Here is a 21,673-nt window from a genome sequence, read left to right on the forward strand (position 1 = left end):
AAGGGGCGACGATAAGTATATTGCCGCTCGCTCGCGCCGGCCTTGAGGCCGGCTTTCCCGGATCTCTTCCAGCCGGGAAACAGCCGATGCGGAGAGATGGCCGAGTGGTCGAAGGCGCACGCCTGGAAAGTGTGTAGGCGGGGAACCGTCTCGAGGGTTCGAATCCCTCTCTCTCCGCCACTTGCCCTCGCAAAAGCGCTCTCCCGATCCGGCTGCGACCGAATTTTTCCGTTGTTTTCACGGGTTATGCCGGTGGGGCTGAGCACTGACGCCGGCGCCAGACCGTCCCGAAGCGGTCTCTCAGGGCCGATATTCTCCAAGCCTCTCGACTGCGCAGGTTCGGTGTAGAGTCTGCAAGGCGCTGAAAGGCCCAGATAAATCCGAGCACAACCTGAACACTTCGATGCCAGTGGCGCTGTCTAGATAGGACCGGCGTCGAACAACATCGTCGCTCATTGGACGAGCCACCAGCTCTATTCTGCTGGCTCGGCGGCCGCGTGTTTCGTGATGATGTCCTGCACCTCGCCTGGCTTGAACGCGACATCCCATGCCCAGCGTCCGAAACCGCCTGCCGCGTTGATCGCCTTCACCCATTCGTTCAGCGCATCCCGCTTGGCCTTGTTCTGAGGGCTGTCGGTGCCCTTAATCTCGAGCGCGAGGATACGAGCGGACACGGATCCAGGAGCGCGACGGGGAGCGCTGGTTCTGCAGCGAGGCGGAAGCGCAAAGCGCCGGCTGGCGGCGGGCGCAACGATGAGTACCAGCCGCGGCGCCGCGCGTGGCAGAAACTGCCTTAGAACCCCGCCGAGGCTCGGTGGATGATGAGGGCAGCCTCACTCGGCAACTGAGCTGGGGTTTGCGGCGAGCGTAACTTCCGGCCGTGCAGTTCGCCATACTCGCTGTCGTTAAGCCGGGGAGACACCAGAATCGTTCTCGAGACGGCGTCGATGGCGATCAGGCCGCAATCGAACAGAGTGTGCAAGTCGGCCCGCAAGAGAAGCCCATTTGACACGGCATTGGTCGCCGCTCCTCGATATGGATAAATGTGCGCCGCCTCGAGGACGTCTGCGATAGCGCAACCGGTCATCGCACAACGCCCCCCATAGGCGCTCATCAGTGCGTCGCGAAACGCACGTTGCCCAGGCCTTTGGTGCTCAGCCCACACCGGAAGCAGTGAAAGCTGCGATCGAGGCTGATTCCAAGGCCGCCACCAAGGTGCAGGCGATCGAGCGCGAACGAAGCGCCGAGTGGCTTGCCTATCTCACGATGGCGACCTCGCAGCGCGACCACATGCTGGACCGCGAGGATCAGCGTGGCAGCGTCTTCTTCTGGGGATGGCGCCCGGCCATGTCGTGGATGTTGCTGTTCCTCTGGTCATGGAACGGCGTGATATTGCCGGTAGCGAACGCAACCGCCGGCACGTCAATCGTGCCGATACCATGGGAACACCTGCTAGGCTTCGCCGGCCTCTGGCTCGCGATCTATGGCGGCGGTCACACGATCAAATCGGTTCTGGGAAGGTAGGCGCACTAGCATACTGAATCGCCGGCGCCGGTCTGTCGCAACAGCTTTCCGTGCTATCAGTGCTGTGCCCGACCGGCGCGCAGCACTATGGGCTGGCCGAACGGAATTTGGAGTAAAGAGAGCTGCAACGGTGCGCCAAGATCACGTGAGACGACTGCTGCAAGAAAATCTATCCTTCGTCCTGACCGTTTCGACAGTCCTCGGAATGCTGCTGGCCATCCTTGGACTATGGCCCCTCCGAGGTGGCGCAGCCGACATCTCGTCCCTATCAGGCCTCACGATTGTGTATCTCGCTGGCGGCCTACCGGCAGCTTGGAGAGCAGTTTCCGTCCTGTGGGATGAGCACATTCTGGACATCGACCTGCTGATGGTCGTCGCGGCGCTTGCGGCTGCAGCGGTCGGTGCACCGTTCGAGGGCGCGATCCTTTTGACGCTGTTCAGTGTCTCGACCACTTTGGAGGAGCGGGCGATGGGACGCGCCCGCCGGGCCATAGAAGCCCTAATGGCGCTTCGACCGGAAACTGCATTACGCAAGGGGCCCGACGGCCTGGTCACCGAAGTCCCGGTTGCCGAGCTGGCAGTGGGCGATACTTTCGTCCTGCGGCCCGGGGCGCGGGTCCCCGCGGATGGAATCATTACCAGCGGTCGCGGCGCTCTCGACGAGGCAAACATCACTGGCGAGTCCATGCCGGTCACCAAGGAACCCGGGGCCCCAGTATTCGAGGCGACGGTAAACATCGACGGTGTGCTTGAGGCCGCCGTAACGAAGACGGTGCAGGACAGCACCGTCGCGAGGATGATAGCGCTTGTCACCCAGGCCCAATCGTCCAAAGCTCCCTCTGAGCGGTTCAGCGCCTGGTTCGGGCAGCGCTACACGATTGCGGTGATGGCCGGCGCCGTCCTCGCCTTCGGCGCCTTCTACCTCCTCGGAAGCACTTGGGAGGAAGCGCTGTATCGGTCGGCGACCCTGCTGGTTGCAGCCAGTCCTTGTGCGATCGTTATTTCTGTGCCGGCCGCCATTCTGTCGTCGCTGTCTGCTGCTGCGCGTGGAGGCGTGCTGTTCAAGGGCGGTGAAGCGCTCGAAACGCTTGCGTCGGTGGACACCTTCGCCTTCGACAAGACAGGCACACTGACCACGGGAAAGGCGGCCGTGACTGGTGTCGTGGCCCTCGATGACGACGAGCCGGGCTTCCTGGCGCTTCTCGCGGGGTTGGAGGCCCAATCGGAACACCCCAGTGCAGCCGCAATCCGGCGAGAGGCCGCCAGCCGCGGCCTGCAGCCTGCCAAGGTGCTGGACGTGGTCAACAGACCGAGCGAGGGTATCGTCGGCAATGATGGGCAATCCCGGTTGTGGGCTGGCAATCCGCGCCTTGCCACGCTTATGGGCGCGTCCATCGATCACCCAGCACTGCTGGCCTTGGCCGCGGACGCCCACTCGGTAATCTATGCCGGGCGGGATGGGCGGGTGCTCGGGGCCGTTACCATCGCCGATGCGGTGCGCGCGACCTCGCGGCCGACACTTGCTGCGCTAACGGAGGCCGGGATCGGCAGGATCGTCATGATGACCGGCGACCGCCGTCCCGTGGCGCTGCGGATAGGCGAAGAGCTCGGGCTACAGCCAGCGCAGATCCATGCTGACATGCTGCCTGAAGACAAGGTCAGCATGGTGGGCGAACTGGCAGCAACTGGCAAGGTTGCTTACGTCGGCGACGGCGTCAACGACGCAGCCGCGCTTGCACGCGCCGAAGTGGGAATCGCCATGGGGGCGGCGGGCTCAGAGGTTGCGCTTCAGGCAGCTGACGTCGCCCTCCTGTCGGAAGACATGGGGCGGCTTGCAGAAGCGCATCGGCTCGCACGTCGGACGGCGGCGATCATTCGCCAGAATCTCACATTCGCCATAGGGGCGATGGCAGTGCTCGTGACCGGGGGGCTGTTCTTTGAACTGCCTCTGCCGATCGCCGTGATCGGACATGAAGGCGGGACGGTGCTGGTGGTTCTCAATGGATTGCGGCTGCTCCGTGATCCTATTCGGCGAGGCAAGGCGGTGACGCCGCCTATGCGGATGTCCAGGTCGGCCTCCTCGGAGCAGGTCCGACCAGATGCGAGCCGGGCATATCGCAGGAAGGTGACCCGATCCGCAGGCTGAAGCTTCCATAGGACGGCTCCCCCCTGAATTCAGGAATCTGCAGATTGACTTGGATTGAACTCATCATCGGTCTTGCACTGCTGCTCGGCGGTGGCGAAGCCTTGGTCAGAGGCAGCGTCAGTGTAGCGACGCGCCTCGGTGTCTCTCAGCTGATGATCGGCCTGACGCTTGTCGGCTTCGGAACCTCGATGCCCGAGCTTGTTTCGAGCATTCAGGCTGCGGTGCGCGGAGCACCTGCAATTGCGGTCGGCAACGTCATAGGCAGCAACATCGCCAACGTCTTGCTCATCCTGGGGGCGTCCGCACTGATCCTGCCAATCGCGACGCGCAAGGAGGCGTTCCGTCGTGATGGGATCGTCCTGATCGGAGCCAGCCTGTTGTTGCTTGTGCTTGCCCTGAGGGGCGAGATCGGCCGTTGGGAGGGCTTGATACTGCTGGTTCTTCTGGCCGGCTACGTCGGCTACACCTACGCGACGGAGAGGATGTCCTCCGACGCAAGCGCCGAAATGCATAGCGCCCAAGCCGAGGCCCACGCGGCGCCAGTGTCAGTCTGGCTCGCGCTGACGCTCGCCGTTGGCGGTATCGTTGGAGTTGTGTTCGGGGCGGACCTCCTGATCGGAGCGGCTATTGAGATAGCGCCGCGCCTCGGACTGTCCGAAGCGGTAGTCGGCCTGACCTTAGTGGCGGTTGGCACGTCGATGCCGGAGTTCGCCACATCTGTGATGGCTGCGATCCGCGGAAAGGGCGACGTCGCCTTCGGGAATGTTGTGGGCAGCAACATCTTCAACGCGCTCGGGATCCTTGGAGGGTGTGCGCTCATCTCGCCGGTGGCAGTTAGCTCGGAATTCCTTCGCTTTGATGTCTGGGTGATGGTGGGCACGGCTGTGCTGCTCGTTGTATTTGCAGTGACCGGCTGGCGCCTAAGTCGACGCGAAGGTGTCGTCTTCCTGGCCACATACGGGCTCTATTTGGTGGCGCTGCTCACCACGAACGGGCGCGGTGCGATCGCCTTGATCTGATGGTCGGACCCAATGGTGCCTCGGCAAGACTACCCCTCGTCCTCGTTAACCCAACTCGAGCAAGCGGCCGAGGACGTCCTCGCGGCGCAATAACCCGATAATCTGTCCCGATCGAAGCACTGGGAAGGCCCGGTGCGGCTCTGAAAGGAACATCTCGGCGGCGGCGACGATGTCCGCTTCAGCCTCGATGATCTTGACAGGGCGGCTCATCTGGTCGCCCACGGTGCCCCGCCACTGCCGGTAGTAGCTCGCCATCATGGCGGGGCGGAAGCAGTCCTTCTGCGTCAAAATTCCGACGAGGGTGCCTGCAGCGTCCACGACCGGTGCTGCTTCCTGGCCGTTCGCGTGCAGTAGGCCGGCGGCCTGACGGATCGGCATCTCCGTGTCGAGCGTCAGATAATCCGTTCGCATGATGACACTGGCGATAACGTCAGTCATCGCCGTGCACCTGCTGAGTCCGCTTCGGGCATCCCGCACAACGGGCATCGTCAGGCAGGCAGGCTAACCCGCCGCAGGAGGTCTGAAGCACGCGGCCCCGAACCATCAGTCCCAGCGCAAGACCACCCGTTGCCAGAATGACGATCAGTGGCGCGATGACAAGCTCCATGTGCGTTCCTCCTCAGGCCAAGTGCTCATCGAAGCGACCGATTGCGACACGTCGAAGGCTCGCTTCCTCGTTGAAAAGGAAAAGAGCGTCCAGCCCATTTCGCTGGGCCAGTGCAGGGCCATTGACGCCCGCGGACACGAGCGCAGTTGCCCATCCGTCGGCCAGCATGGCGTTGTCGGCGATGACGGAGACCGATGCAGCGGCCCCCTCTACGGGCTCGTCTGTGGTCGGATCGATAATGTGGCTGTAGCGCCTTCCGCCAAGCGTATAGCCGTTGACCTTGTCGCCGGACGTGGCGATTGCCCGCCCAGCGAGGGCGATGATTTCGGCCGAACCGAAATGGCCGTGGCGGGGATCCTCCACCGCAATCTGCCATGAACGACCGCTCGGATGATATCCAAGCGCAGCGACTTCACCGCCCAGGTCGACGACAAGATTCTCCTCGCCGCGTTCACGCAGCACGCTCACCATCTTGTCAAGCGCATAACCCTTGGCAATGCCACAGAGATCGACAGTCACTTCGGGGTGTGACTTGCAAAGGGCAGCATCCGAAGCCAGGACCTCGGCGTCCAGGGGAACCTCTGCTGCCGCCATTGGACCGAAGCCCCAGCGTCCCACATGCGGTCCGACCGCGATGTCGAAGGCTCGCTCGCTGGCGCCCCGAACCGACGATGCCGCTTGAACGACCGTAGCGATTTCGCTGTCGATCGGCTGCCAGTCCCGGCTTCGCCTCTCATTGAATGCTGTGATGGCGCTGTCGCGCCGCCATGGCGACATCAGCCGGTCGATCCGAGCAAGCGTCTCCTGCAGGGCAGTCTCGAGCACGCCCGCGTTGGCCGCGGCCCTCAACGTGGCCTTCCAGGAGGTGCCGAAGGCCGGTCCGCCAATCGCCAAAGTCGGAGATGCGGAGCGGGCGAGCGCCGGACAGGCAAGTGCCGTTGCCGCTGCAAGGCCGCCTGCGAGAACCTGACGCCGGGTGAGATGGATCTTGTTCATGTCCTCAGCTCCCGAAATCGTCGTTGAAGATGGATTGCGGCTCCACGCCCAGATCGTCGAGCGTGGAGAGCACGGCAGAGATCATCACCGGTGGTCCGCAGAGATAGTATTCACATTCTTCCGGCGCCGGATGGTCGCGCATCGCCTTCCGCAGGACCTCATGAATAAAGCCGGTCGCGCCTCGCCAACGGTCACCCGGCGCGGGGTCTGAAAGCGCCACCGTCCAGTCGAAGTTCTCGTGCTGCGCAGCTAGTGCCTCGAATTCCTCGACATAGAAGAGATCGGCGACCGACCGGGCGCCGTAGAAATACGACATCTTGCGGCTTGTGCCGCGGGCAAGTTGCTCATGGATCATGGCGCGAAGCGGTGCCATACCGACACCGCCGCCGACGAAGACCATCTCGCGCTGGGTCGGCTGGACGTGGAATTCCCCATAGGGGCCGGACACGTCGATGCTGTCGCCTGGTTTGAGGCCGAAGAGGTACGATGAGACGATGCCCGGCGGGATCTCGGCTTCGCGCCCTGCAGGCGGAACTGCCAGGCGGATATTGTGAACCAGGCGGCCGCGGTCCTCCGGTCGCCCCGCGAACGAGTAAGCGCGTGACGTGCGCTCTGTGGTAACTGATCGCAGCCCCGACCAACCCGAAATCCGCCAGGTCAGCTCGTGCTCCGCATTGATCTCGAGCTGCGAGAAGTCGCGTTCGTAGGGGGGCGCGGTCAGCAGCATGAAACCGCCCGCTCGAAAGGTCAGGTCGCGCCCTTCCGGGATTTCCAGCACCAACTCGCGGATCAGTGGAGCGAGCATGCGGTTGCTGATGACCCGGCATGTGAAGCCCTCCGCCGACATGACCTCAGGTGGCACGGAAACATCCACCGTGCCGCGCAGGTTGAGCTGACACGCCAGCCGCACCTTCTCGCGACGCTCCTTCGCTGATAGTAGACCGCGCTCGGTCGATCGCAACTCGCCTGCGCCGTCACCGGTGACGGTGACGCGGCATTGCCCGCAGGTTCCGCTGCCGCCGCAGGCTGCGGGAATGGGGATGTCGGCGCCGTGGAGGACCTCGAGGAGCTTCGCGCCCCGCTTGGCTGTGATTGCCTGCCCCCCATTCACGATCACCTTCAGAGCGATGTCTGGCACCAGTCGCGACCGCGCTGCGAGAAGGCCCAGGGCAAGTCCTAAAATGAGGAGGACGATCAGTGCGCTGCCTAGAGTGATCTCGATCATGGTACTGCCACCTGGGCAAAGGTGGCGAAACCGAGGGACATCATGCCCGTCAGGATGAAGGCAATGCCTAGTCCCTGAAGTCCCGCCGGCAGATCCGCATAAGCCAGCCGCCGCCGGATTGCCGACAGCACGATCACCGCCACGGCGAATCCGGTGCCGGCTCCGATGCCAAAGACGGTGCTCTCGGCGAGATTGTAGCTGCGGTCGGCCATGAACAGGCTTCCGCCGAGGATCGCACAATGGACCGCGAGCAGGGAGAGAAAGACGCCGAAGGTAGCGAAGAGCGCGGGAAAGGACCGGTCGAGGACCATTTCGACCAGCTGCACTGCCGCCGAGACCACCCCAATAAAGGTCAGAAGGCGCAGATAGCTCAGGTCGAGATCAGGAAAACCGGCCCACGCCCACGCGCCCGGAGCAAGCAGATACGTGTAGAGCAGATGATTGAGCGGCACAGTCACCCCCATGACCGCAATCACCGCTACGCCGAGCCCAACTGCCGTTCCTGGTCTGCGCGACAGCGCCAGAAAGGTGCACAGCCCCAGAAACAGCGTGAGGGGCATGTTCTCGATATACGCCGAGCGTATGAAGAGCGCCCCGAGATCGCTCATCCCCGCGTCTCCTCGGCAGGGGCCAGCGCGTGCTCGGAGACCTCCACCTGTTCCACCCGCCAGCTGCGGATTGCCCAGACCAGGCCGCCGAGCAGGAAGAACGCACTCGGTGCAAGAAGCATCAGGCTCAGCGGCTCGAACCAGCCGCCCTGTTCGGTGGTGCGAAAGACTTCAGTGCCCATGAGAGTGCCTTGGCCGAACAGCTCGCGCACGCTGCCGATGATCACGAGGACCAGTGAATAGCCGAGGCCGTTACCGAGCGCGTCGGTCATGGCGGGAACGGGCGGATTGTGGAGCGAGAAGGACTCGGTGCGTCCCAGGACGACGCAATTGGTAGCGATGAGACTGACAAAGACGGAGAGCCGTTGGCTCATCTCGAAGAAGAACGCCTGCAGAAACTGATCCACGACGATGACGAGTGACGCGACGATGATTATCTGAACGATGAGGCGGATGGAGGAAGGCAGATGCCGCCGGATGAGGCTGATGATCCCTGCAGCGGCCACCACGACGGCCGTCAGTGCCGCTGACATGGTGATCGCTGCAGCAAGCGTGGTCGTCACCGCAAGCGCCGAGCAGATGCCGAGGATCTGCAAGGTGACAGGATTCTGACGCAGGATTGGATCGGTAAGGGTTCCCCAGAGCCGCATCAGAACTCTCCCCGTCGTATGGCATCGAGAAGCGGGCCGTACCCGTTTGGCCCGAGCCAGAATGCCAGCATTTGCGTCATGGCCGTGTTGGTTCGCGTCGCGCCGGTAATGGCGTCGACCTCGAATTCGGTCGTCGCTGCGCCGCGCGCAACGGCTAACTGAGGTGTTCCGGTGTCGTCCTCGATGCGCTTGCCTGCAAACTGCTGCCGCCAGGCGGGTTCATCGATCCGCGCACCCAGCCCCGGAGTCTCGTTGTGCGACATCACCGCGAGCCCCGCGACGGTGTTCATGTCGCCCTCGACTGCAATCATCGCCTCAATCGGGCCGCCGTAACCTGTCCCGCTGATCGGCAGAATTACCAGCTCCACTTGATCCTCTGGGCCGCGGAGCAGGTAAATCTGCTTGAAGTCGGCGCGGCTTCCCAAGTTGGCGATGTCCTCCTGCGGCGACAACTCGGTCCAGTTGGCGGAGTCCGTTAGGGCGCTTGCCATCGTCTCGGGTGTAACATCCTGTGCAGCCTCGGCGCGCCGTAGATCCACCACGACAGTCGACAACTTCATCTCATCGGACGTTGCCAAAATCGCCGATAGCCCCGGGATTTCTGCCAGCAGCGCCTCAAGTCGAGTCTGCTGTTCAAGCGCGCGGTTCTGCGCCTGGATCGGCCGCAGCACGACCGTAGCACCCGTGACCAGCAGAGCGCACACGATGGAGACGGTAAAGGCAACGGCGATGGTCTTGGTTCGGCTTTCGTTGGGCAGCGACAGGATCCCTCGCCACAGCTTGATCGGGTTGAGCTCAGCCACGACGATATCTCCGAACAGCCTGCCAGACGGCGATGGCTATTTCATCCAGTAGAGGTGCTGCGAGCGAAACCAGGAGTGCTGCCGAAACAGCAATCTGCACGGGAGCTGTCTCCCAAAATGCGGCAAAGAGTGCGGTCAATGCACCAAAGAGGGCTCCATAGAGCCAACGCCCAAGCGGCGTCGACGCGCTGACCGCCGGATCGCAGACGAGGAAAACCAGAACAAATGCAACGGCACTGGTCAGCAGGTCGAAGTTGAACCCACCCGCAGCGATGAGCACCACAAGTGCGCCAGCCAGGACGCGCCACGGCAGCACGCCGAAGAACAGGAGGATAGCCGCTGCCGGGATTGTGGCCCAGCCGATCTGAACCGGCAGGTGAGGCCAATCCGCCGCGGGAAAGCCGAAGCCGAGGAACATGATGGACACAACCGCTGGGCTGAGGACACTCCGCCCCCAGCCGCCAAAGACCAGTTCGCCGAAGACGAAACCGAAACTGACCCCTATCGCGAACTGAAGCGGCCCCACCTCGGGTGCCAGAACGGCGATGGCAAATGCGGATATAGCCCCGGCCGCGCTCGGCGGCTGGGCGCGGAAAAAGGTAAACAGCGCCTGCCATATCCCGGCCAGGATAAGGACGAACACGAGGCGACCGGTGCCCAAGACCCCTTCGTCCCAGATCCATGACACCGCAACTGGTAGCAGTGCAGCCAGGAAAACCATGGCAACGGTCTCGCGAGTCCAGATGCCACGGATCATGTGTTTGCCTCGATGCGGTTCAGAGCAGCGCGCAGCAGATCCGAGAAGCGCGGCGATGCCGCGGTAACGTAATCAACGAGCGCCAGGTCTTCTTCGACCAGCGAAAGGACATCAAGGTCGATTGCGGCCTCGTCGTCCCCGACGGAGAGCGCTCGCAGAAGGGCCATCCCCGGCATAGCGCCTCCCAACGCCTGCTCGACGGCAGCCGTGGCAATGACTGGTTCCGGGCGCGATGCCCGGCGAAGGGCCGATTCCAGCCAGTGCCGCGGCGTTGGCTCGCGACGCTCGAGCACCGTAACCTGCCGGTCGTGGAAACCGAGCCAGCGCAACTCGCGCCCATCGAGAACCGAGCCGGAAAGGATGATGCGCGGACCGGGTGACATGAAGGCGTAGCAGAGCTCGCGCAGATCGGCTCCGGGAGGGCAGCGGACGAGCCTCGCCTCGCGCAGTCCCGGCCCGGCAACGGACACCACTTGCGTTTCCGGCAGCCGGCCCTCGGACAGCAGTTGGCCGATGGCGACGACATCCTCTATGGAGATGTCCCAGACCTGTCGGGCCAGACGCGCAGGGAACAGCCGGTGGATCTGGAGCCCCGCCAGACCCTGAGGGTGCAACTCGCCGGTCCGAACTATCTTCAATCTACCGTGCGCGTCAGGGATGTCCGGCCCTTGGTCCTGGCAGAAGAATAGGGGCCCGTCGCAGAGGCTTGAGAGCGCGCGTAATCCAAAATTGAGTCGTGCGATGTTATCCTCTCCGATCGCATGCCGCGGGTCCGGCGCCAGGGGACGAGTATCGACCGCCATGACAAATATCGCGGCAGGAGCCGCTAATGCTTCGGGCACTTTGCCGAAAGGCCGGCTCCTCAGTCGCATCCAGAGACCAGAACTCTGAAGCAGTTGACGCAGCGCGGTTGATCCGTTTCCGCCTTCAAGTTCTCCGAGTGCCAACTTGGCATCATATTGGTGCCGCTCGCCTGAACCTTCCGCCTGAACGATCAGGCTCGTCAGCCGGCGCCCCGCACCAGTCTCAAGTTCCGAAAGGCGGCCAGAGATGGGTGCTGTGATGAGGCACTCGGGACGCCGGCGATCCCTCAGGATTGGCGTGCCTTGGGCAACACGGCTGCCGACCTCGACCAGGCGCTCCACCCTGAATTCCATCCACGGGGGCAGGTTCACTCCCGCTTCGGCCGTGATGACGGTTTCAGGTGTTCCTGGCAGAGGTTGGGGCGATGCCACTCGTACGAACAGGCCGCGTTCCATGTGTCCCAATATTGCATGTCCCTCCGTGGCTTGACTGAGACGGCAATCGCCCTTCCGCTTGACAATCAAGGACTACCAGAGAACTTTTGATGCTTCCACCCGTGCGAGGAGGGCCGCCCGTGCAACTCAGATCAATTCTCCTGTGGAGCAGTATTCCGGCCCTATTCGTGGTTGCGTCGGCAATCGGACAGACGCCGGAGCGGACCCCTAATATTGAAGAGATCACGCAATGGGCTCGATCTGGGCACGCGAATATACATTCCGAGTCCTTCGCGCATTGGAACGATACTGGCGAAATCCCGCCAGTTTGCTCCACCTGTCACTCTGGAGCGGGGTTTCGCTCATTGTACGGGTTCGATGGCAGCACTCCGGGACCGCCGCAGAGTCCTATACCCGTCGGCGGGGTGGTGGATTGCGACACCTGCCACCATCCAGGCCTTCCGAGCGTAAACGAGATCCGGCTCCCTTCCGGCACTCAGCATCCCGTGGTGGGTGCTGAAGCGGCATGCATGACTTGCCACCAGGGCCGGGCGTCGAGCGCAACGATCGAACGTGCAGTGGCGGAAAGCTCCGAGGACGAGGTCAATCCAGAACTGTCCTTCATCAATCCACATTACGCGGTAGCCGCAGCGAGCCTGCTTGGGGGTTCCGGCGCTTTGGGATACCAGTATCCAGGGAAGGACTACCAGCAGCGGTTCTTCCACGCCCGCCCGGTCTCTACCTGTGTGGGGTGCCACGAACCGCACAACCTGACTGTGGCGGAGGAGACGTGCACCACCTGCCATGAATCGGGCGATTCACGTGCAATCCGCATTTCTCGCCAGAGTTTCGACGGCAGCGGCAATCTTGAGCAGGGCATCTTCGCTGACATCGTCGCCAACAGGGAGCGGCTGTTCGCTTTGCTGGCCGAGTACGCGCGCGAGGTAGCTGGAACGGCAATCGTCTACGATGGAAATCGCCATCCCTACTTTTTTTCCGACCACAATGCGGACGGACTGCCGGACCAGCGGGAGGGCGCACCCGTCGCCTACGCGAGCTGGACCCCTCGGCTCCTGAAGGCTGCGTACAACTGGAAGTTCGTCGGCGCGGATGCGGGTATCCACGTTCACAATCCGCACTACGCCTTACAACTCCTGTTTGATTCCGCTGAAGATCTTTCCGTAGGCTTGGGGCGCGACCTGTCGGATATGGCTCGATGAGGTGGTCTGGAATCGTGCGACCCACGCAAGCGGCTGCGAATGACGAAGGATGAGTCTGGGGTCGCGCACATGCAAAAGGAAGGCATCGACAACTGAAGAGATTGCACGCCATTCCGTCCTCTCCATCGCACTTACTACTGGCCGGTATGGCCGCGCCTTTGCTTTATTCTGCCGTTGTGATCTTGGGGGGGGGGGAGTGCTCACTCCAGACTACAGCCACGTCAACCAGGCGATCAGCGAGCTCACGGCAACTGGTGCCATACGGCGCAGCCAACTCGAACCTGGCTTCGCTATCTACAACGTGCTGGTGGTCGTGTTCGCCCTCGGTCTGTTCATGCGCACGCGTCGATGGGGCCGCATGTTCCGATGGGGCAGCGTTGTCGTGGGACTGACAGGCGTTCTGGGCCTTATTTCATGGCCCTTCCCGATGGACGCCGTGGGTGCACCCGCAACACCTGCCGGAATCGCGCATCTGGTGACGGCAGGATTGCTGTCCATCGGCACCATGGCTGCGATGCTTCTTTTGGGCCTCGGCTGGCGCAGACGCCCGGAGGGGAAGGTCCGGTCTCTGCTGACCCTTTTGGCATTGGCTGCCGTTTTCGTTTCCGGCCTGCTGGCGGCCATCGCCGCGGCGCAAGGCTGGCCTGCCATGGGCTTTTACGAGCGGATCACGATCGGCATTTTCCTGGCTTGGATGTTCTTGACCGCACTCGACCTTTGGTTGCAGCAATCGAGCTTGCGCCAATGACGAGCCGGCAGGACATGGATATCCTGTCAGTTCTTGCGGGTGGCGACAGGCGATCCATCGGCCGGGTCGGTGCGGTTGTACCCTTTGTGCTCGCCCACCCGGAGCAGCTCCCGGTTCTCCTCGATGGAATGGAGGGCGAGGACGAGGTGCTCCGGATGCGCTGCGCCGATGCTGCTGAGAAGATTTCGATCAGCAGACCTGATTGGTTCGTTCCACTCCGGTCGCGGCTTCTCCGGTTGGCGCGAACCAGCGTCCAGCAGGAACTGCGCTGGCACATAGCTCAAATGCTGCCGCGCATCGGCCTTGATGCTTCCCAGCGAGATGTCGCGATTACGATTTTGCTGGAATATCTCAGGGACAGGAGCCGCATCGTCACGACTTCAAGCATGACATCGCTGTTCGAATTTGCCCGCGAAGACCCGCCTCTTCAACGAAAACTCGGGCCGATCCTGGAGCGCTTCTTAGCGCATGGGAGCGCGGCAGAGCGCAGCCGGGCGGGAAGACTCCTGAGAGAACTGGGCAGCTCCGCGGGTAGAGGAGAAGGAAGGTCGGAGAGCGCGCGCAGGAACAGGTAAAATGGCCGACCGAACCCAGTACTCTAGATCGTTTGCCCTGCCGGAGAGTTCGTATCTTAGCGTCGCCGTGCTCAGCCCTTTCATTTCGAACGAGCAAACGACCGTCGATGGTCATGCCCAGCGGGAAGCACCGTCATCGTCCCGAAGCCAACTGGGAGGGAAACGTGATGCCGGTAATATCCGCAATGAAGAACGGGAAGTACGCATCGGTGCCAAACTGATTGCCTGCCTCGACATGCGTCGGCAGACGAAAGCCGTCGAAGTCCCTAAACTGTGTTAGACTGCCGCCGAACGGCTGGAGCTTGAAAGTCTTCTCAGGATTGGCATCGCTCCAACGCGGAAAGACGACCGTAAGGGGACGGCCCTCGGCGTCCACCGTCACGTCGACTGACTGCTGAATCCCTTCATGAGTGACGGTGACACGGGCGGTCGTTTCGTTGACTTGCTCCCAGACCACCCCAGGTCCGGGCAACAGGGCGGCGGGAGTCCAGAAAACTGCCTCGGCCACGTAGCGGCCAAACGCTGATCGCCGGTGGTCATCCGTCCCGCTGATGCGGGCCACCGGGACCAGTCCCATGAGCCAGAAACGCGTCCAACTCATCCCGTCCGCTGCGGCATCAGAGCCGGAAACACTCATTGGCCCGTTCCTGGCAGACATGCGCCAAACGAAGCCCTCGGGCGCGGCTAGAACTTGATGAGCCCGCATGGCCATGTAGTCCGGCGACTCCTTGGTCCCGAGACTGAACTGGCCGACCATTTCGATCTCCGCCACCGTGTAGAGCGGCGTGCCCGGCCTGATGGTGAACGAGAAGTACCGCCGTGCGGGTTCAGGCAGGTCCGCGACCATCTCCGGATCGAACTGCGCTGGATTTTCCGGTTGAGTCGCAGCCAGCGATGCTCCAATCCGACGGTCGGCTTGATGGTCCGACCAGCGCCAAAGGAATAGCCCTGCGACAATGCACCCAACTATGATCAGCGTTGCCAGGAAGAGCATCTTCATTTGCAAGACTATACCTGTCGCTGCAGGTGTCGAAAACCGTTTCGCTCCCTGAGCTCAGGTCGTGTGCCGTTAACGCGTGGACCGCCACTGCTTGCACAAGCAGGGGTTCAGCGCCACGCCCTTGGCAATACTGCCACTGTATCTCAGAGAAGGTTGGGTATCAGACCCATCCCCTCCGCCATTTCCTCCAAGCCGATGCTAGTTCAGTGCGATCAGTCGGTGTGCGCCGCTCTGGCGCATGGAGATGAGGACGCCGCCGCCGAAATGGCTGCGGTCGGAGATTTTCGCTGAACGCTGGATCGCAGGCACTGTCGCGTCCCTCGGCTGGATCCGCGCGGCGCCCGTCAGCAGGGCGTGCGCCGTGTACGGCCCGAGCACGAAGACGAACAGGAAGGCAAGCAACGGATAGCGCATTTGGCTCGAACCCCTCGGCATGGCGGAGGGCGCCGGTGCCTGTTGGCGGATAGTCGCTTGCCAACAAGAACAGGGGATGAGCTATCGGGTTGCAATTTTACCGAGTTTAGGCGGCTTGGCGAAGGCGATGCTGAGCACCGATTCAAGGGTGAGGTAGGAGCGGGCGATCCGGAACAGCGTGTATTCCGGTAACCCCAGCAAGGCCTTGGGTCGGCCATTGGCGAGGGCCGCAAAGGCTGCCATCAGGGTCGGCGCCCCCAAGAGCACGGCCAGCACGGCGCTCGCCGTGAGTTGGCTCTCCGGGTCGAGCCCGAACCCGAGATGAAGCACCCCGAACAGCGCCAGCGGCACCATCATCGCCCGTCGGGCGGAGTTCAGGAGCATGAACGGCAGGATGACTTTGCCGCGCATGGAAAAGCGCCAGCTGTCGAGATAATTCCGGTTGCGGGCGCTCACATGGTAGATCGAGCGGAACCAGCGCATGCGCTGCTCGCGCAGATGCCGGTATGTCACCGGCACTTCCGAGATATAGACCACCGACGGGTCGCCAACGATGCGGTAGCCCATCTCGCCGATGCGCAGAGACACGTCCGTGTCTTCGCCGTTCATGCCGGTGACGAACCCGCCGACGGCGCGCACCAGATGCGTGCGATAGGCGGCGAACATGCCCGGGACGCCGACGATCGCATCGGTGGCGCCGTAGGCCACCTGGTAGTAGCCGTGCTTGAGCAGGACCTCGAGCGTGCGGGCGCGGTCGAAAGGGCCATCACCTGGCGCCAGGGGCAGCCCGCCGACCACGCCCACATGCTGGCGGGAGAAGTGGCGCATGGCGCGGCGCAGTGTTTCGGGCAGCACCTGCGTATCGGCGTCGATGCGGATCATGTACGGGGTGTCGACTTCCCGCACGCCGCGGTTCAGAGCCTTGGCCTTGCCCGGCGTCGGCACATCGACGACGCGTCCCCTGAGGTGCCGGGCCTTGTCGAACGCCGCCCATGCAGCGCCCGCCGTGTCGTCTGTTGAGGCATTGTTCAGCACCAGCACCAGGACGTCGCCGCCATAACCGGCGGCCGAAGCATCGAGGCTGGCGATGGTGCGATCGATCACATGCGCCTCGTTGTGCGCCGGCACGATCACGGTCACGGGCGGGGTGAAGGTCACCTTGCGCCGGATGATCGCCTGCACCGTGCCGTCGACATAAAGCAGCAGGAACAGCATGGGCAGGAACAGGAAGACGCCGGGGCCGGTGCCGCCGAGCAGCGCTAGCTCGCGCAGACGCTCGATGATGAAGACGTCCTGCTGGTCTACGAGGACCGAGAGGACGATGGCAATGGCCACGGCGATGGCGAGCCGGAACGACGCCATGCCCTTGTAGCGCTGGCCCATGGGGGTCTCGGCCCGAGGCGGCATGGTGCCGTGGTCGAGCAGCTTCAGCGAGAAGACGAAGAAGCCGAACAGTCCCGACAGGATCTCGACCACATGGAGGGAATAGATGAACCCGAAGGCCTCGTAGAGCACGACATTGAGTAGGTCGAAGGCGCAGCAGACGGTGATGAAGGTGGCGGTCATCTCGACGAGGAACTTCACCTTGCCCAGCGAACTGGCGCCCACCACCGCGGCGAACGCGAGGTAGAAAGACAGGATGAAGATGCGCAGCGGGATGGAGTGGGTGCCCAGATAGGGCGAGAACACGAAGTCGCGGTTCGGAAACGTCGCCACCAGCGCCGGCACGGTGTTGATGGCAAACAGCAGGCACGAGCTGAACAGGGTGAACAGCAGCAACACCAGTGGCGCTGCGGAAAGCGGCAGTTGCCGCGTCAGCGTGGCCGGCGCGCTGTCGACCGACCAGTAATGGTGACCCGCCGGGGCGCGGGGCTCACTGGAGGGGCGGGCTTTGGACAAGGATGGCCACGTTGGTTGCGCGCATCTGCTGCAGCAGCGCCGCCGCCGCGTCTCCGCTGGTGAGGTCCGTGAGGCCGAGCGTGTCGGCTGTGGCGCTCGGCGCCGCCGTTACCGCCCACAGCTTCCCCCTCGCGTCCTCGGCGTCCCGCTCTCTGGATTGCAGGATCTCGGCAATCCGCTCGCGATCCACCACCGTCAGTGTCATGGCAGGACCGTCCGCCATGAAGGCCACCTTGGCATCCACCGGCAGAAACTGCGCCAGGGCCGCCGCGACGCGGGTCGCCTGATGGACGGAGAGCAGGCCGTGGTTGCCGGGTACCACGAACTCCGCCTCGGCCAGTTCACGCACCAGAGCACTCCAGCCGTCGACGGGCTGCGCCCCCGAGGCGCTCAGGCGGCTTTCGGGCAGGAGTTGGGCCTGCGCGTCTGGGGCGGCGCGGCAGATGCTCTGGTTCGGCGAGGTATCGATGAGTTCGACCAGAAGCGCGTTGGAGAGACGCTGCAATTCGGTGGGCAGCTCGACCGGCAACCGGATGTCCGGGTTGTCACCCGGTAGCCGCTCGGTGCGGAGCAGGTTGCCGTTGAGCGAGATGCGCAGCATCCACTCGTTCCCGTCGGCCAGCCGGCTGGCGCGCAGGGCCAGGTCGAACCGGGTCGGAGTAAGGCCGCCCGGCAGGTCGGCGATGTTGTAGGGAATGGTCCAGCGCCTGGATCCACGGAAATTGCGCGCCAAGGTCTCCGTGGTCAGCCTCGCTACCGAAATCGGCCATCCCCCGGTTCCCGCCGGCACGAAGTCAGCGCGATGGAACCCTATTGCCCGCTGCAGCCCCTGGCTGCCGTTCAGCACGATCGTGCCGCCGACGTCGAGTTCGACCGCCTCCGGCGCATCGGTCTGGTCCGTCACCACGATCCTTCCCGGCCCACTGGCATCGTCCACGATGACCGAGGAAACGCCGGCGCGGGTAAGGTTCTGGGCAGCCCACATGGTGACGGCCTGGCTGTGCGTGTCGGCGCCGAGATAGAGCTGAAGCGGATCGGGGGCGGCGATGAGGGCAGTTTCCGGGTCGTCGGCAGCCTGCAGCGTGGTCAGGACCAGCGCGCTCTCCGGCAACAGGCTCACGGCGCTGCCGGAATTGGCGGAATCACTGGGGCAGATCTGGCCGCTATTGGTGGTACCCCGCGCGGACAACTCCACCACCACCCGGTCGGCGAGCAGGTCCGCCGGAGTGAGGGGGAGTTCCACGTCATAGGCATTGTGGCCGGTGTTGAGCACGATCTCGCTGCGGCGCTCGCCATTGACGGCGATGCTGAGCAGGCCATCGCCCCCTTCCGCCAACTGCACGTCGAAGCGCAGGTCCAGCAGACCTTGCTGATAGCCGCCGAGCTGCGGCACCGAAAAATGCACCGCCGTCTGGTCGGGGAAACCGGTCAGCCCCACCCAGGCCGTCTGGTTCGGCCGCATGATCCGAAGCGATGCGGTCTCCAGTGCTGGCTCGTCGCTGCCGCGTCCCAAGCCGGTAAGGTCCGAGAAGCCGCGGCTGATGGCTCCGCCAGTGCCGCTGAGAAAGCTCGCAAGGCCATAGCGGAAGGCGCTGTCGCGCGAATAGATCATGGCGAAGCCGACAATGGCGAACACCAGGACCGCAATCGCCAACAGCCGCAGCAGGTCGCGCATCAGCTCGCGCCGCCCCCAATCGGGTCGGGCAGGACGCCGGGGCGATTTTCGCGCGTCCACAGCGAGCGCGCGGGTACCACGTCCGGGTTGAAGCGGTGCTTAAAGCGTTCCACGACTTCGAGGGTTTCGTTGAGCAATGCGTCCCGCAGCAGGATTGGTTCCAGCCCGAGGGTGCGGAAGGTTTGGTTGGATGCCTGGAGGCTGTTGCTCTCGGCCTCCTTGCGGGGATTGTCAACATGCGCCAACTGCGCACCCGTTATGCTTGCCACCAGCTCCGCCACGCCTTTGACGCTCTGCGTCTCAGCCAACTGGTTGATGATGCGGACCCGCTCGCCCCGCGGCGGCGGGTGTGCCAGCGCCAGGGCGACGCAGCGGACGGTGTCCTGGATATTGATGAAGGCGCGCGTTTGCCCGCCGCTGCCATGGACGGTCAGCGGATAGCCATTCACCGCCTCCACCAGGAAGCGGTTGAGCACGGTGCCGTAGTCGCCGTCATAGTCGAAGCGGTTGACCAGCGCGTCGTCGAGACGGGTCTCCTCGGTCTGCGTCCCCCAGACGATCCCCTGGTGCAGATCGGTGATCCGCAGCCGGTCGTTCCGGGCATAGAACTGGAACAGCAACTGATCGAGCGACTTGCTGAGGTGGTACACGCTGCCGGGCTGCGTAGGGTAGAGGATGCACCGCGTCGCGGCTTGCCCCTCGGTATTGCTCACCGACACATCGAGATAGCCTTCCGGGATTTCGAAGCCATCGCCGGAATAGCCATACACGCCCATCGTCCCGAGATGGACCAGATGGGCATCGAGGTCGAGTTCGACCAGCGCCACCAGGAGGTTGTGGGTGGCGTTGATGTTGTTGTCGATGGTGTAGCGTTTGGTGGCGCTGTTGCGCATGGAATAGGGCGCGGCGCGCTGCTCGGCGAAGTGGACCACTGCATCAGGGTCCACCTCCGACAGCAGGCTGCGCAGCCCATCGTAGTCCTGGGCGATGTCGACGTTGCGGAACGCAATTGACCTGCCGCTGACCCGTTGCCAGGCCGCAAGACGCTCATCGATATCGGCGATGGGCGTCAGGCTCTCGACCCCGAGCTCACCGTCGATACGCCGATGCGAGAGGTTGTCGACGATCGTGACCTCGTGGCCGTCCCTGGAGAGCCGCAGCGCGGTCGGCCATCCGCAGAAACCATCTCCGCCAAGAACCATGATCCGCATCGCCGCCTCCGTATACTGCCTGTGGAGGTAGACGACCGGGAAGCGAAATGGTTCGCGCCCCTATGCAGGAGCAAGATGGTTCCTGGTATCCTCTATTCGGTTGAAACAGCAGGCTTTCCGCCGTTTTTGACCTCTGCGCGAAGCCGTCGGGCGCCAGGTAAGGATGGGCTTTACATATAATAGTACTTTTTGTACCGTCCCTGTGTTGCCGGAAGCGAAAACGCCCGGCGGCCCAAAGGGAGGATCATCGTGAACATCATCACCAAGCTCGCCGTCGCGGCGGGCCTCGCTACTGCTTTGTCGTCGGCTGTCCTGGCGCAGGATATTTCCGGCAAGGTCATCGGCTTCTCGCAGATCGGTTCGGAATCCGGCTGGCGCGCCGCCGAGACCTCCGTGACCCGTCAGGAAGCCGAAGCGCGTGGCGTCGACCTCAAGTTCGCCGACGCTCAGCAGAAGCAGGAAAACCAGATCAAGGCCATCCGCGGCTTCATCGCACAGGGTGTGGACGCCATCCTGCTCGCCCCGGTCGTGGCGACCGGCTGGGAAGACGTGCTCGCCGAGGCTCAGGAAGCCGAAATCCCGGTCGTGCTGCTCGACCGCGGCATCGAAGCGCCGGAAGACCTCTATCTCACCGCCGTCATGTCCGATCAGGTGCTCGAGGGCCGCGTCGCCGGCGAGTGGCTGGTGGAAGCGGTGGGCGACGAGGAGTGCAATGTCGTCGAACTGCAGGGCACGGTGGGCTCCAGCCCGGCTATCAACCGCAAGCAGGGCTTCGAGGAAGCCATTGCCGGCCATGACAACATCACCATCACGCAGAGCCAGACCGGCGACTTCACCCGCTCCAAGGGCAAGGAAGTGATGGAGGCGTTCCTCAAGTCCACCAATGGTGGTGAGGACATCTGCGCCGTCTATGCGCACAATGACGACATGGCCGTGGGCGCCATCCAAGCGATCAAGGATGCCGGCCTCAAGCCCGGCACCGACATCAAGGTGGTTTCCATCGACGCCGTGCCGGACATCTTCACCGCGATCGCTGCTGGTGAAGCCAACGCCACGGTCGAGCTGACCCCGAACATGGCCGGCCCCGCCTTCGACGCCCTCGCTGCCTATTGGGCCGACGGCACCGAACCCGAGAAGTTCATCATCACCGAGTCCAAGCTCTACACCGCCGAGGACGATCCCGAGGGCGAATACGAGCGCCGCAAGGATCTCGGTTACTAGAGCACGACGCCAGCAAGAGACCTCCCTCCCCATTGAGGGGAGGGCTGGGGAGGGGGTGGTTCGGCGGACCGCGGAGCGACCCCCTCCCTCGATCCCTCCCCTCAAGGGGGAGGGAAGCAAAGGTCCGGCAGCTCTGC

Annotated in this window: 24 protein-coding genes and 1 tRNA gene; 9 read left to right on the forward strand and 16 right to left on the reverse strand. The window is 63.4% G+C overall.

Annotated features, from left to right (window positions below):
* Nucleotides 1–90: 90 nt before the first annotated feature.
* Nucleotides 91–180: transfer RNA gene (locus ACFSX5_RS11015), tRNA-Ser, on the forward strand.
* A 293-nt stretch (nt 181–473) separates the two neighbouring features.
* Here ACFSX5_RS11015 and ACFSX5_RS11020 read toward each other — a convergent pair.
* Complete coding sequence (locus tag ACFSX5_RS11020) at nt 474–674, reverse strand: hypothetical protein (protein ID WP_386833469.1); 201 nt, start codon at nt 672–674, stop codon at nt 474–476.
* 2 nt (nt 675–676) lie between these two features.
* Between ACFSX5_RS11020 and ACFSX5_RS19650 the strand changes: the two genes are divergently transcribed.
* Nucleotides 677–757: a hypothetical protein gene (locus tag ACFSX5_RS19650; RefSeq protein WP_449240240.1), complete on the forward strand. Its 81-nt coding sequence runs from the start codon at nt 677–679 to the stop codon at nt 755–757.
* A 36-nt stretch (nt 758–793) separates the two neighbouring features.
* On the opposite strand, the gene ACFSX5_RS11025 is transcribed toward ACFSX5_RS19650, so the two are convergent.
* Nucleotides 794–1,114, reverse strand: a complete 321-nt coding sequence (locus ACFSX5_RS11025; RefSeq protein WP_386833470.1) for an HNH endonuclease — start codon at nt 1,112–1,114, stop codon at nt 794–796.
* Nucleotides 1,115–1,116: 2 nt separating this feature from the next.
* Between ACFSX5_RS11025 and ACFSX5_RS11030 the strand changes: the two genes are divergently transcribed.
* The 3 genes from ACFSX5_RS11030 to ACFSX5_RS11040 all read left to right on the forward strand — a co-directional run bounded on the left by ACFSX5_RS11030 (nt 1,117) and on the right by ACFSX5_RS11040 (nt 4,689).
* Nucleotides 1,117–1,524 carry a hypothetical protein gene (locus ACFSX5_RS11030; RefSeq protein WP_386833471.1) on the forward strand — a complete coding sequence of 136 codons (408 nt, stop codon included), beginning with the start codon at nt 1,117–1,119 and terminating at the stop codon, nt 1,522–1,524.
* A gap of 205 nt (nt 1,525–1,729) precedes the next feature.
* Nucleotides 1,730–3,670, forward strand: a complete 1,941-nt coding sequence (locus ACFSX5_RS11035) for a heavy metal translocating P-type ATPase (RefSeq protein ID WP_386833472.1) — start codon at nt 1,730–1,732, stop codon at nt 3,668–3,670.
* Nucleotides 3,671–3,714: 44 nt separating this feature from the next.
* A complete protein-coding gene (locus tag ACFSX5_RS11040) occupies nt 3,715–4,689 on the forward strand; it encodes a calcium/sodium antiporter (RefSeq protein WP_386833473.1) in 975 nt (324 codons plus the stop codon).
* A 45-nt stretch (nt 4,690–4,734) separates the two neighbouring features.
* On the opposite strand, the gene ACFSX5_RS11045 is transcribed toward ACFSX5_RS11040, so the two are convergent.
* The 9 genes from ACFSX5_RS11045 to ACFSX5_RS11085 are packed head-to-tail and all read right to left on the reverse strand — an operon-like array spanning nt 4,735 to nt 11,594.
* On the reverse strand, nt 4,735–5,127 hold the full coding sequence (locus tag ACFSX5_RS11045) for a CBS domain-containing protein (RefSeq protein ID WP_386833475.1): 393 nt from the start codon (nt 5,125–5,127) through the stop codon (nt 4,735–4,737).
* Nucleotides 5,120–5,296 carry a hypothetical protein gene (locus tag ACFSX5_RS11050; RefSeq protein WP_386833477.1) on the reverse strand — a complete coding sequence of 59 codons (177 nt, stop codon included), beginning with the start codon at nt 5,294–5,296 and terminating at the stop codon, nt 5,120–5,122. The genes ACFSX5_RS11045 and ACFSX5_RS11050 overlap by 8 nt, the downstream gene beginning before the upstream one ends.
* Nucleotides 5,297–5,308: 12 nt before the next feature.
* Nucleotides 5,309–6,292, reverse strand: coding sequence for an FAD:protein FMN transferase (locus ACFSX5_RS11055; protein ID WP_386833478.1), 984 nt, complete (start codon nt 6,290–6,292; stop codon nt 5,309–5,311).
* Nucleotides 6,293–6,296: 4 nt separating this feature from the next.
* Nucleotides 6,297–7,517, reverse strand: coding sequence for an NADH:ubiquinone reductase (Na(+)-transporting) subunit F (nqrF, locus tag ACFSX5_RS11060; protein WP_386833479.1), 1,221 nt, complete (start codon nt 7,515–7,517; stop codon nt 6,297–6,299).
* Nucleotides 7,514–8,125, reverse strand: a complete 612-nt coding sequence (nqrE, locus tag ACFSX5_RS11065) for an NADH:ubiquinone reductase (Na(+)-transporting) subunit E (protein WP_386833481.1) — start codon at nt 8,123–8,125, stop codon at nt 7,514–7,516. Before nqrE ends, nqrF begins: the two co-directional genes overlap by 4 nt.
* A complete protein-coding gene (locus ACFSX5_RS11070; RefSeq protein ID WP_386833482.1) occupies nt 8,122–8,775 on the reverse strand; it encodes an NADH:ubiquinone reductase (Na(+)-transporting) subunit D in 654 nt (217 codons plus the stop codon). The genes nqrE and ACFSX5_RS11070 overlap by 4 nt, the downstream gene beginning before the upstream one ends.
* Nucleotides 8,775–9,578, reverse strand: coding sequence for an NADH:ubiquinone reductase (Na(+)-transporting) subunit C (gene nqrC, locus ACFSX5_RS11075; RefSeq protein ID WP_386833483.1), 804 nt, complete (start codon nt 9,576–9,578; stop codon nt 8,775–8,777). The genes ACFSX5_RS11070 and nqrC overlap by 1 nt, the downstream gene beginning before the upstream one ends.
* Entirely contained in the window at nt 9,571–10,335 is a 765-nt protein-coding gene (locus ACFSX5_RS11080) for an RnfABCDGE type electron transport complex subunit D (RefSeq protein WP_386833484.1), read from the reverse strand. Before ACFSX5_RS11080 ends, nqrC begins: the two co-directional genes overlap by 8 nt.
* Nucleotides 10,332–11,594, reverse strand: a complete 1,263-nt coding sequence (locus tag ACFSX5_RS11085; RefSeq protein ID WP_386833485.1) for a Na(+)-translocating NADH-quinone reductase subunit A — start codon at nt 11,592–11,594, stop codon at nt 10,332–10,334. The genes ACFSX5_RS11080 and ACFSX5_RS11085 overlap by 4 nt, the downstream gene beginning before the upstream one ends.
* A gap of 509 nt (nt 11,595–12,103) precedes the next feature.
* Between ACFSX5_RS11085 and ACFSX5_RS11090 the strand changes: the two genes are divergently transcribed.
* The 3 genes from ACFSX5_RS11090 (at nt 12,104) to ACFSX5_RS11100 (ending at nt 14,116) form a co-directional block, all read left to right on the forward strand.
* Complete coding sequence (locus tag ACFSX5_RS11090; protein WP_386833486.1) at nt 12,104–12,793, forward strand: polyheme membrane-associated cytochrome C; 690 nt, start codon at nt 12,104–12,106, stop codon at nt 12,791–12,793.
* A 196-nt stretch (nt 12,794–12,989) separates the two neighbouring features.
* The gene (locus ACFSX5_RS11095) at nt 12,990–13,541 is read left to right on the forward strand and encodes a DUF998 domain-containing protein (protein ID WP_386833487.1); all 552 of its coding nucleotides are present in this window, start codon (nt 12,990–12,992) and stop codon (nt 13,539–13,541) included.
* Nucleotides 13,542–13,555: 14 nt separating this feature from the next.
* Nucleotides 13,556–14,116, forward strand: coding sequence for a hypothetical protein (locus ACFSX5_RS11100; RefSeq protein ID WP_386833489.1), 561 nt, complete (start codon nt 13,556–13,558; stop codon nt 14,114–14,116).
* A gap of 133 nt (nt 14,117–14,249) precedes the next feature.
* On the opposite strand, the gene ACFSX5_RS11105 is transcribed toward ACFSX5_RS11100, so the two are convergent.
* The 5 genes from ACFSX5_RS11105 to ACFSX5_RS11125 all read right to left on the reverse strand — a co-directional run bounded on the left by ACFSX5_RS11105 (nt 14,250) and on the right by ACFSX5_RS11125 (nt 20,315).
* On the reverse strand, nt 14,250–15,116 hold the full coding sequence (locus ACFSX5_RS11105; protein WP_386833490.1) for a DUF6544 family protein: 867 nt from the start codon (nt 15,114–15,116) through the stop codon (nt 14,250–14,252).
* 198 nt (nt 15,117–15,314) lie between these two features.
* Entirely contained in the window at nt 15,315–15,530 is a 216-nt protein-coding gene (locus ACFSX5_RS11110; protein WP_386833491.1) for a hypothetical protein, read from the reverse strand.
* Between the two features lie 81 nt (nt 15,531–15,611).
* Entirely contained in the window at nt 15,612–17,429 is a 1,818-nt protein-coding gene (locus ACFSX5_RS11115; protein WP_386833492.1) for a glycosyltransferase, read from the reverse strand.
* Nucleotides 17,404–19,104, reverse strand: coding sequence for a hypothetical protein (locus ACFSX5_RS11120; RefSeq protein WP_386833493.1), 1,701 nt, complete (start codon nt 19,102–19,104; stop codon nt 17,404–17,406). The genes ACFSX5_RS11115 and ACFSX5_RS11120 overlap by 26 nt, the downstream gene beginning before the upstream one ends.
* The gene (locus ACFSX5_RS11125) at nt 19,104–20,315 is read right to left on the reverse strand and encodes an NAD-dependent epimerase/dehydratase family protein (protein WP_386833494.1); all 1,212 of its coding nucleotides are present in this window, start codon (nt 20,313–20,315) and stop codon (nt 19,104–19,106) included. The genes ACFSX5_RS11120 and ACFSX5_RS11125 overlap by 1 nt, the downstream gene beginning before the upstream one ends.
* 249 nt (nt 20,316–20,564) lie before the next feature.
* Here ACFSX5_RS11125 and ytfQ point away from each other — a divergent pair, with 249 nt between their 5' ends.
* Complete coding sequence (gene ytfQ, locus ACFSX5_RS11130; RefSeq protein WP_386833495.1) at nt 20,565–21,536, forward strand: galactofuranose ABC transporter, galactofuranose-binding protein YtfQ; 972 nt, start codon at nt 20,565–20,567, stop codon at nt 21,534–21,536.
* The last annotated feature ends 137 nt before the right edge of the window (nt 21,537–21,673 follow it).

Origin of the sequence: Devosia albogilva (assembly GCF_042685625.1) — a bacterium.
GTDB lineage: Bacteria > Pseudomonadota > Alphaproteobacteria > Rhizobiales > Devosiaceae > Devosia > Devosia albogilva.

Bases quoted from the DNA above. Each gene is read 5' to 3' on its own strand.
- ACFSX5_RS11025 (WP_386833470.1), bottom strand. From the start codon at position 1,114: ATGAGCGCCTATGGGGGGCGTTGTGCGATGACCGGTTGCGCTATCGCA.
- ACFSX5_RS11035 (WP_386833472.1), top strand. From the start codon at position 1,730: ATGCTGCTGGCCATCCTTGGACTATGGCCCCTCCGAGGTGGCGCAGCC.
- ACFSX5_RS11045 (WP_386833475.1), bottom strand. From the start codon at position 5,127: ATGACTGACGTTATCGCCAGTGTCATCATGCGAACGGATTATCTGACG.
- ACFSX5_RS11050 (WP_386833477.1), bottom strand. From the start codon at position 5,296: ATGGAGCTTGTCATCGCGCCACTGATCGTCATTCTGGCAACGGGTGGT.
- ACFSX5_RS11055 (WP_386833478.1), bottom strand. From the start codon at position 6,292: ATGAACAAGATCCATCTCACCCGGCGTCAGGTTCTCGCAGGCGGCCTT.
- nqrF (WP_386833479.1), bottom strand. From the start codon at position 7,517: ATGATCGAGATCACTCTAGGCAGCGCACTGATCGTCCTCCTCATTTTA.
- nqrE (WP_386833481.1), bottom strand. From the start codon at position 8,125: ATGAGCGATCTCGGGGCGCTCTTCATACGCTCGGCGTATATCGAGAAC.
- ACFSX5_RS11070 (WP_386833482.1), bottom strand. From the start codon at position 8,775: ATGCGGCTCTGGGGAACCCTTACCGATCCAATCCTGCGTCAGAATCCT.
- ACFSX5_RS11080 (WP_386833484.1), bottom strand. From the start codon at position 10,335: ATGATCCGTGGCATCTGGACTCGCGAGACCGTTGCCATGGTTTTCCTG.
- ACFSX5_RS11085 (WP_386833485.1), bottom strand. From the start codon at position 11,594: ATGGAACGCGGCCTGTTCGTACGAGTGGCATCGCCCCAACCTCTGCCA.
- ACFSX5_RS11090 (WP_386833486.1), top strand. From the start codon at position 12,104: ATGACTTGCCACCAGGGCCGGGCGTCGAGCGCAACGATCGAACGTGCA.
- ACFSX5_RS11100 (WP_386833489.1), top strand. From the start codon at position 13,556: ATGGATATCCTGTCAGTTCTTGCGGGTGGCGACAGGCGATCCATCGGC.
- ACFSX5_RS11105 (WP_386833490.1), bottom strand. From the start codon at position 15,116: ATGAAGATGCTCTTCCTGGCAACGCTGATCATAGTTGGGTGCATTGTC.
- ACFSX5_RS11110 (WP_386833491.1), bottom strand. From the start codon at position 15,530: ATGCGCTATCCGTTGCTTGCCTTCCTGTTCGTCTTCGTGCTCGGGCCG.
- ACFSX5_RS11120 (WP_386833493.1), bottom strand. From the start codon at position 19,104: ATGCGCGACCTGCTGCGGCTGTTGGCGATTGCGGTCCTGGTGTTCGCC.
- ACFSX5_RS11125 (WP_386833494.1), bottom strand. From the start codon at position 20,315: ATGCGGATCATGGTTCTTGGCGGAGATGGTTTCTGCGGATGGCCGACC.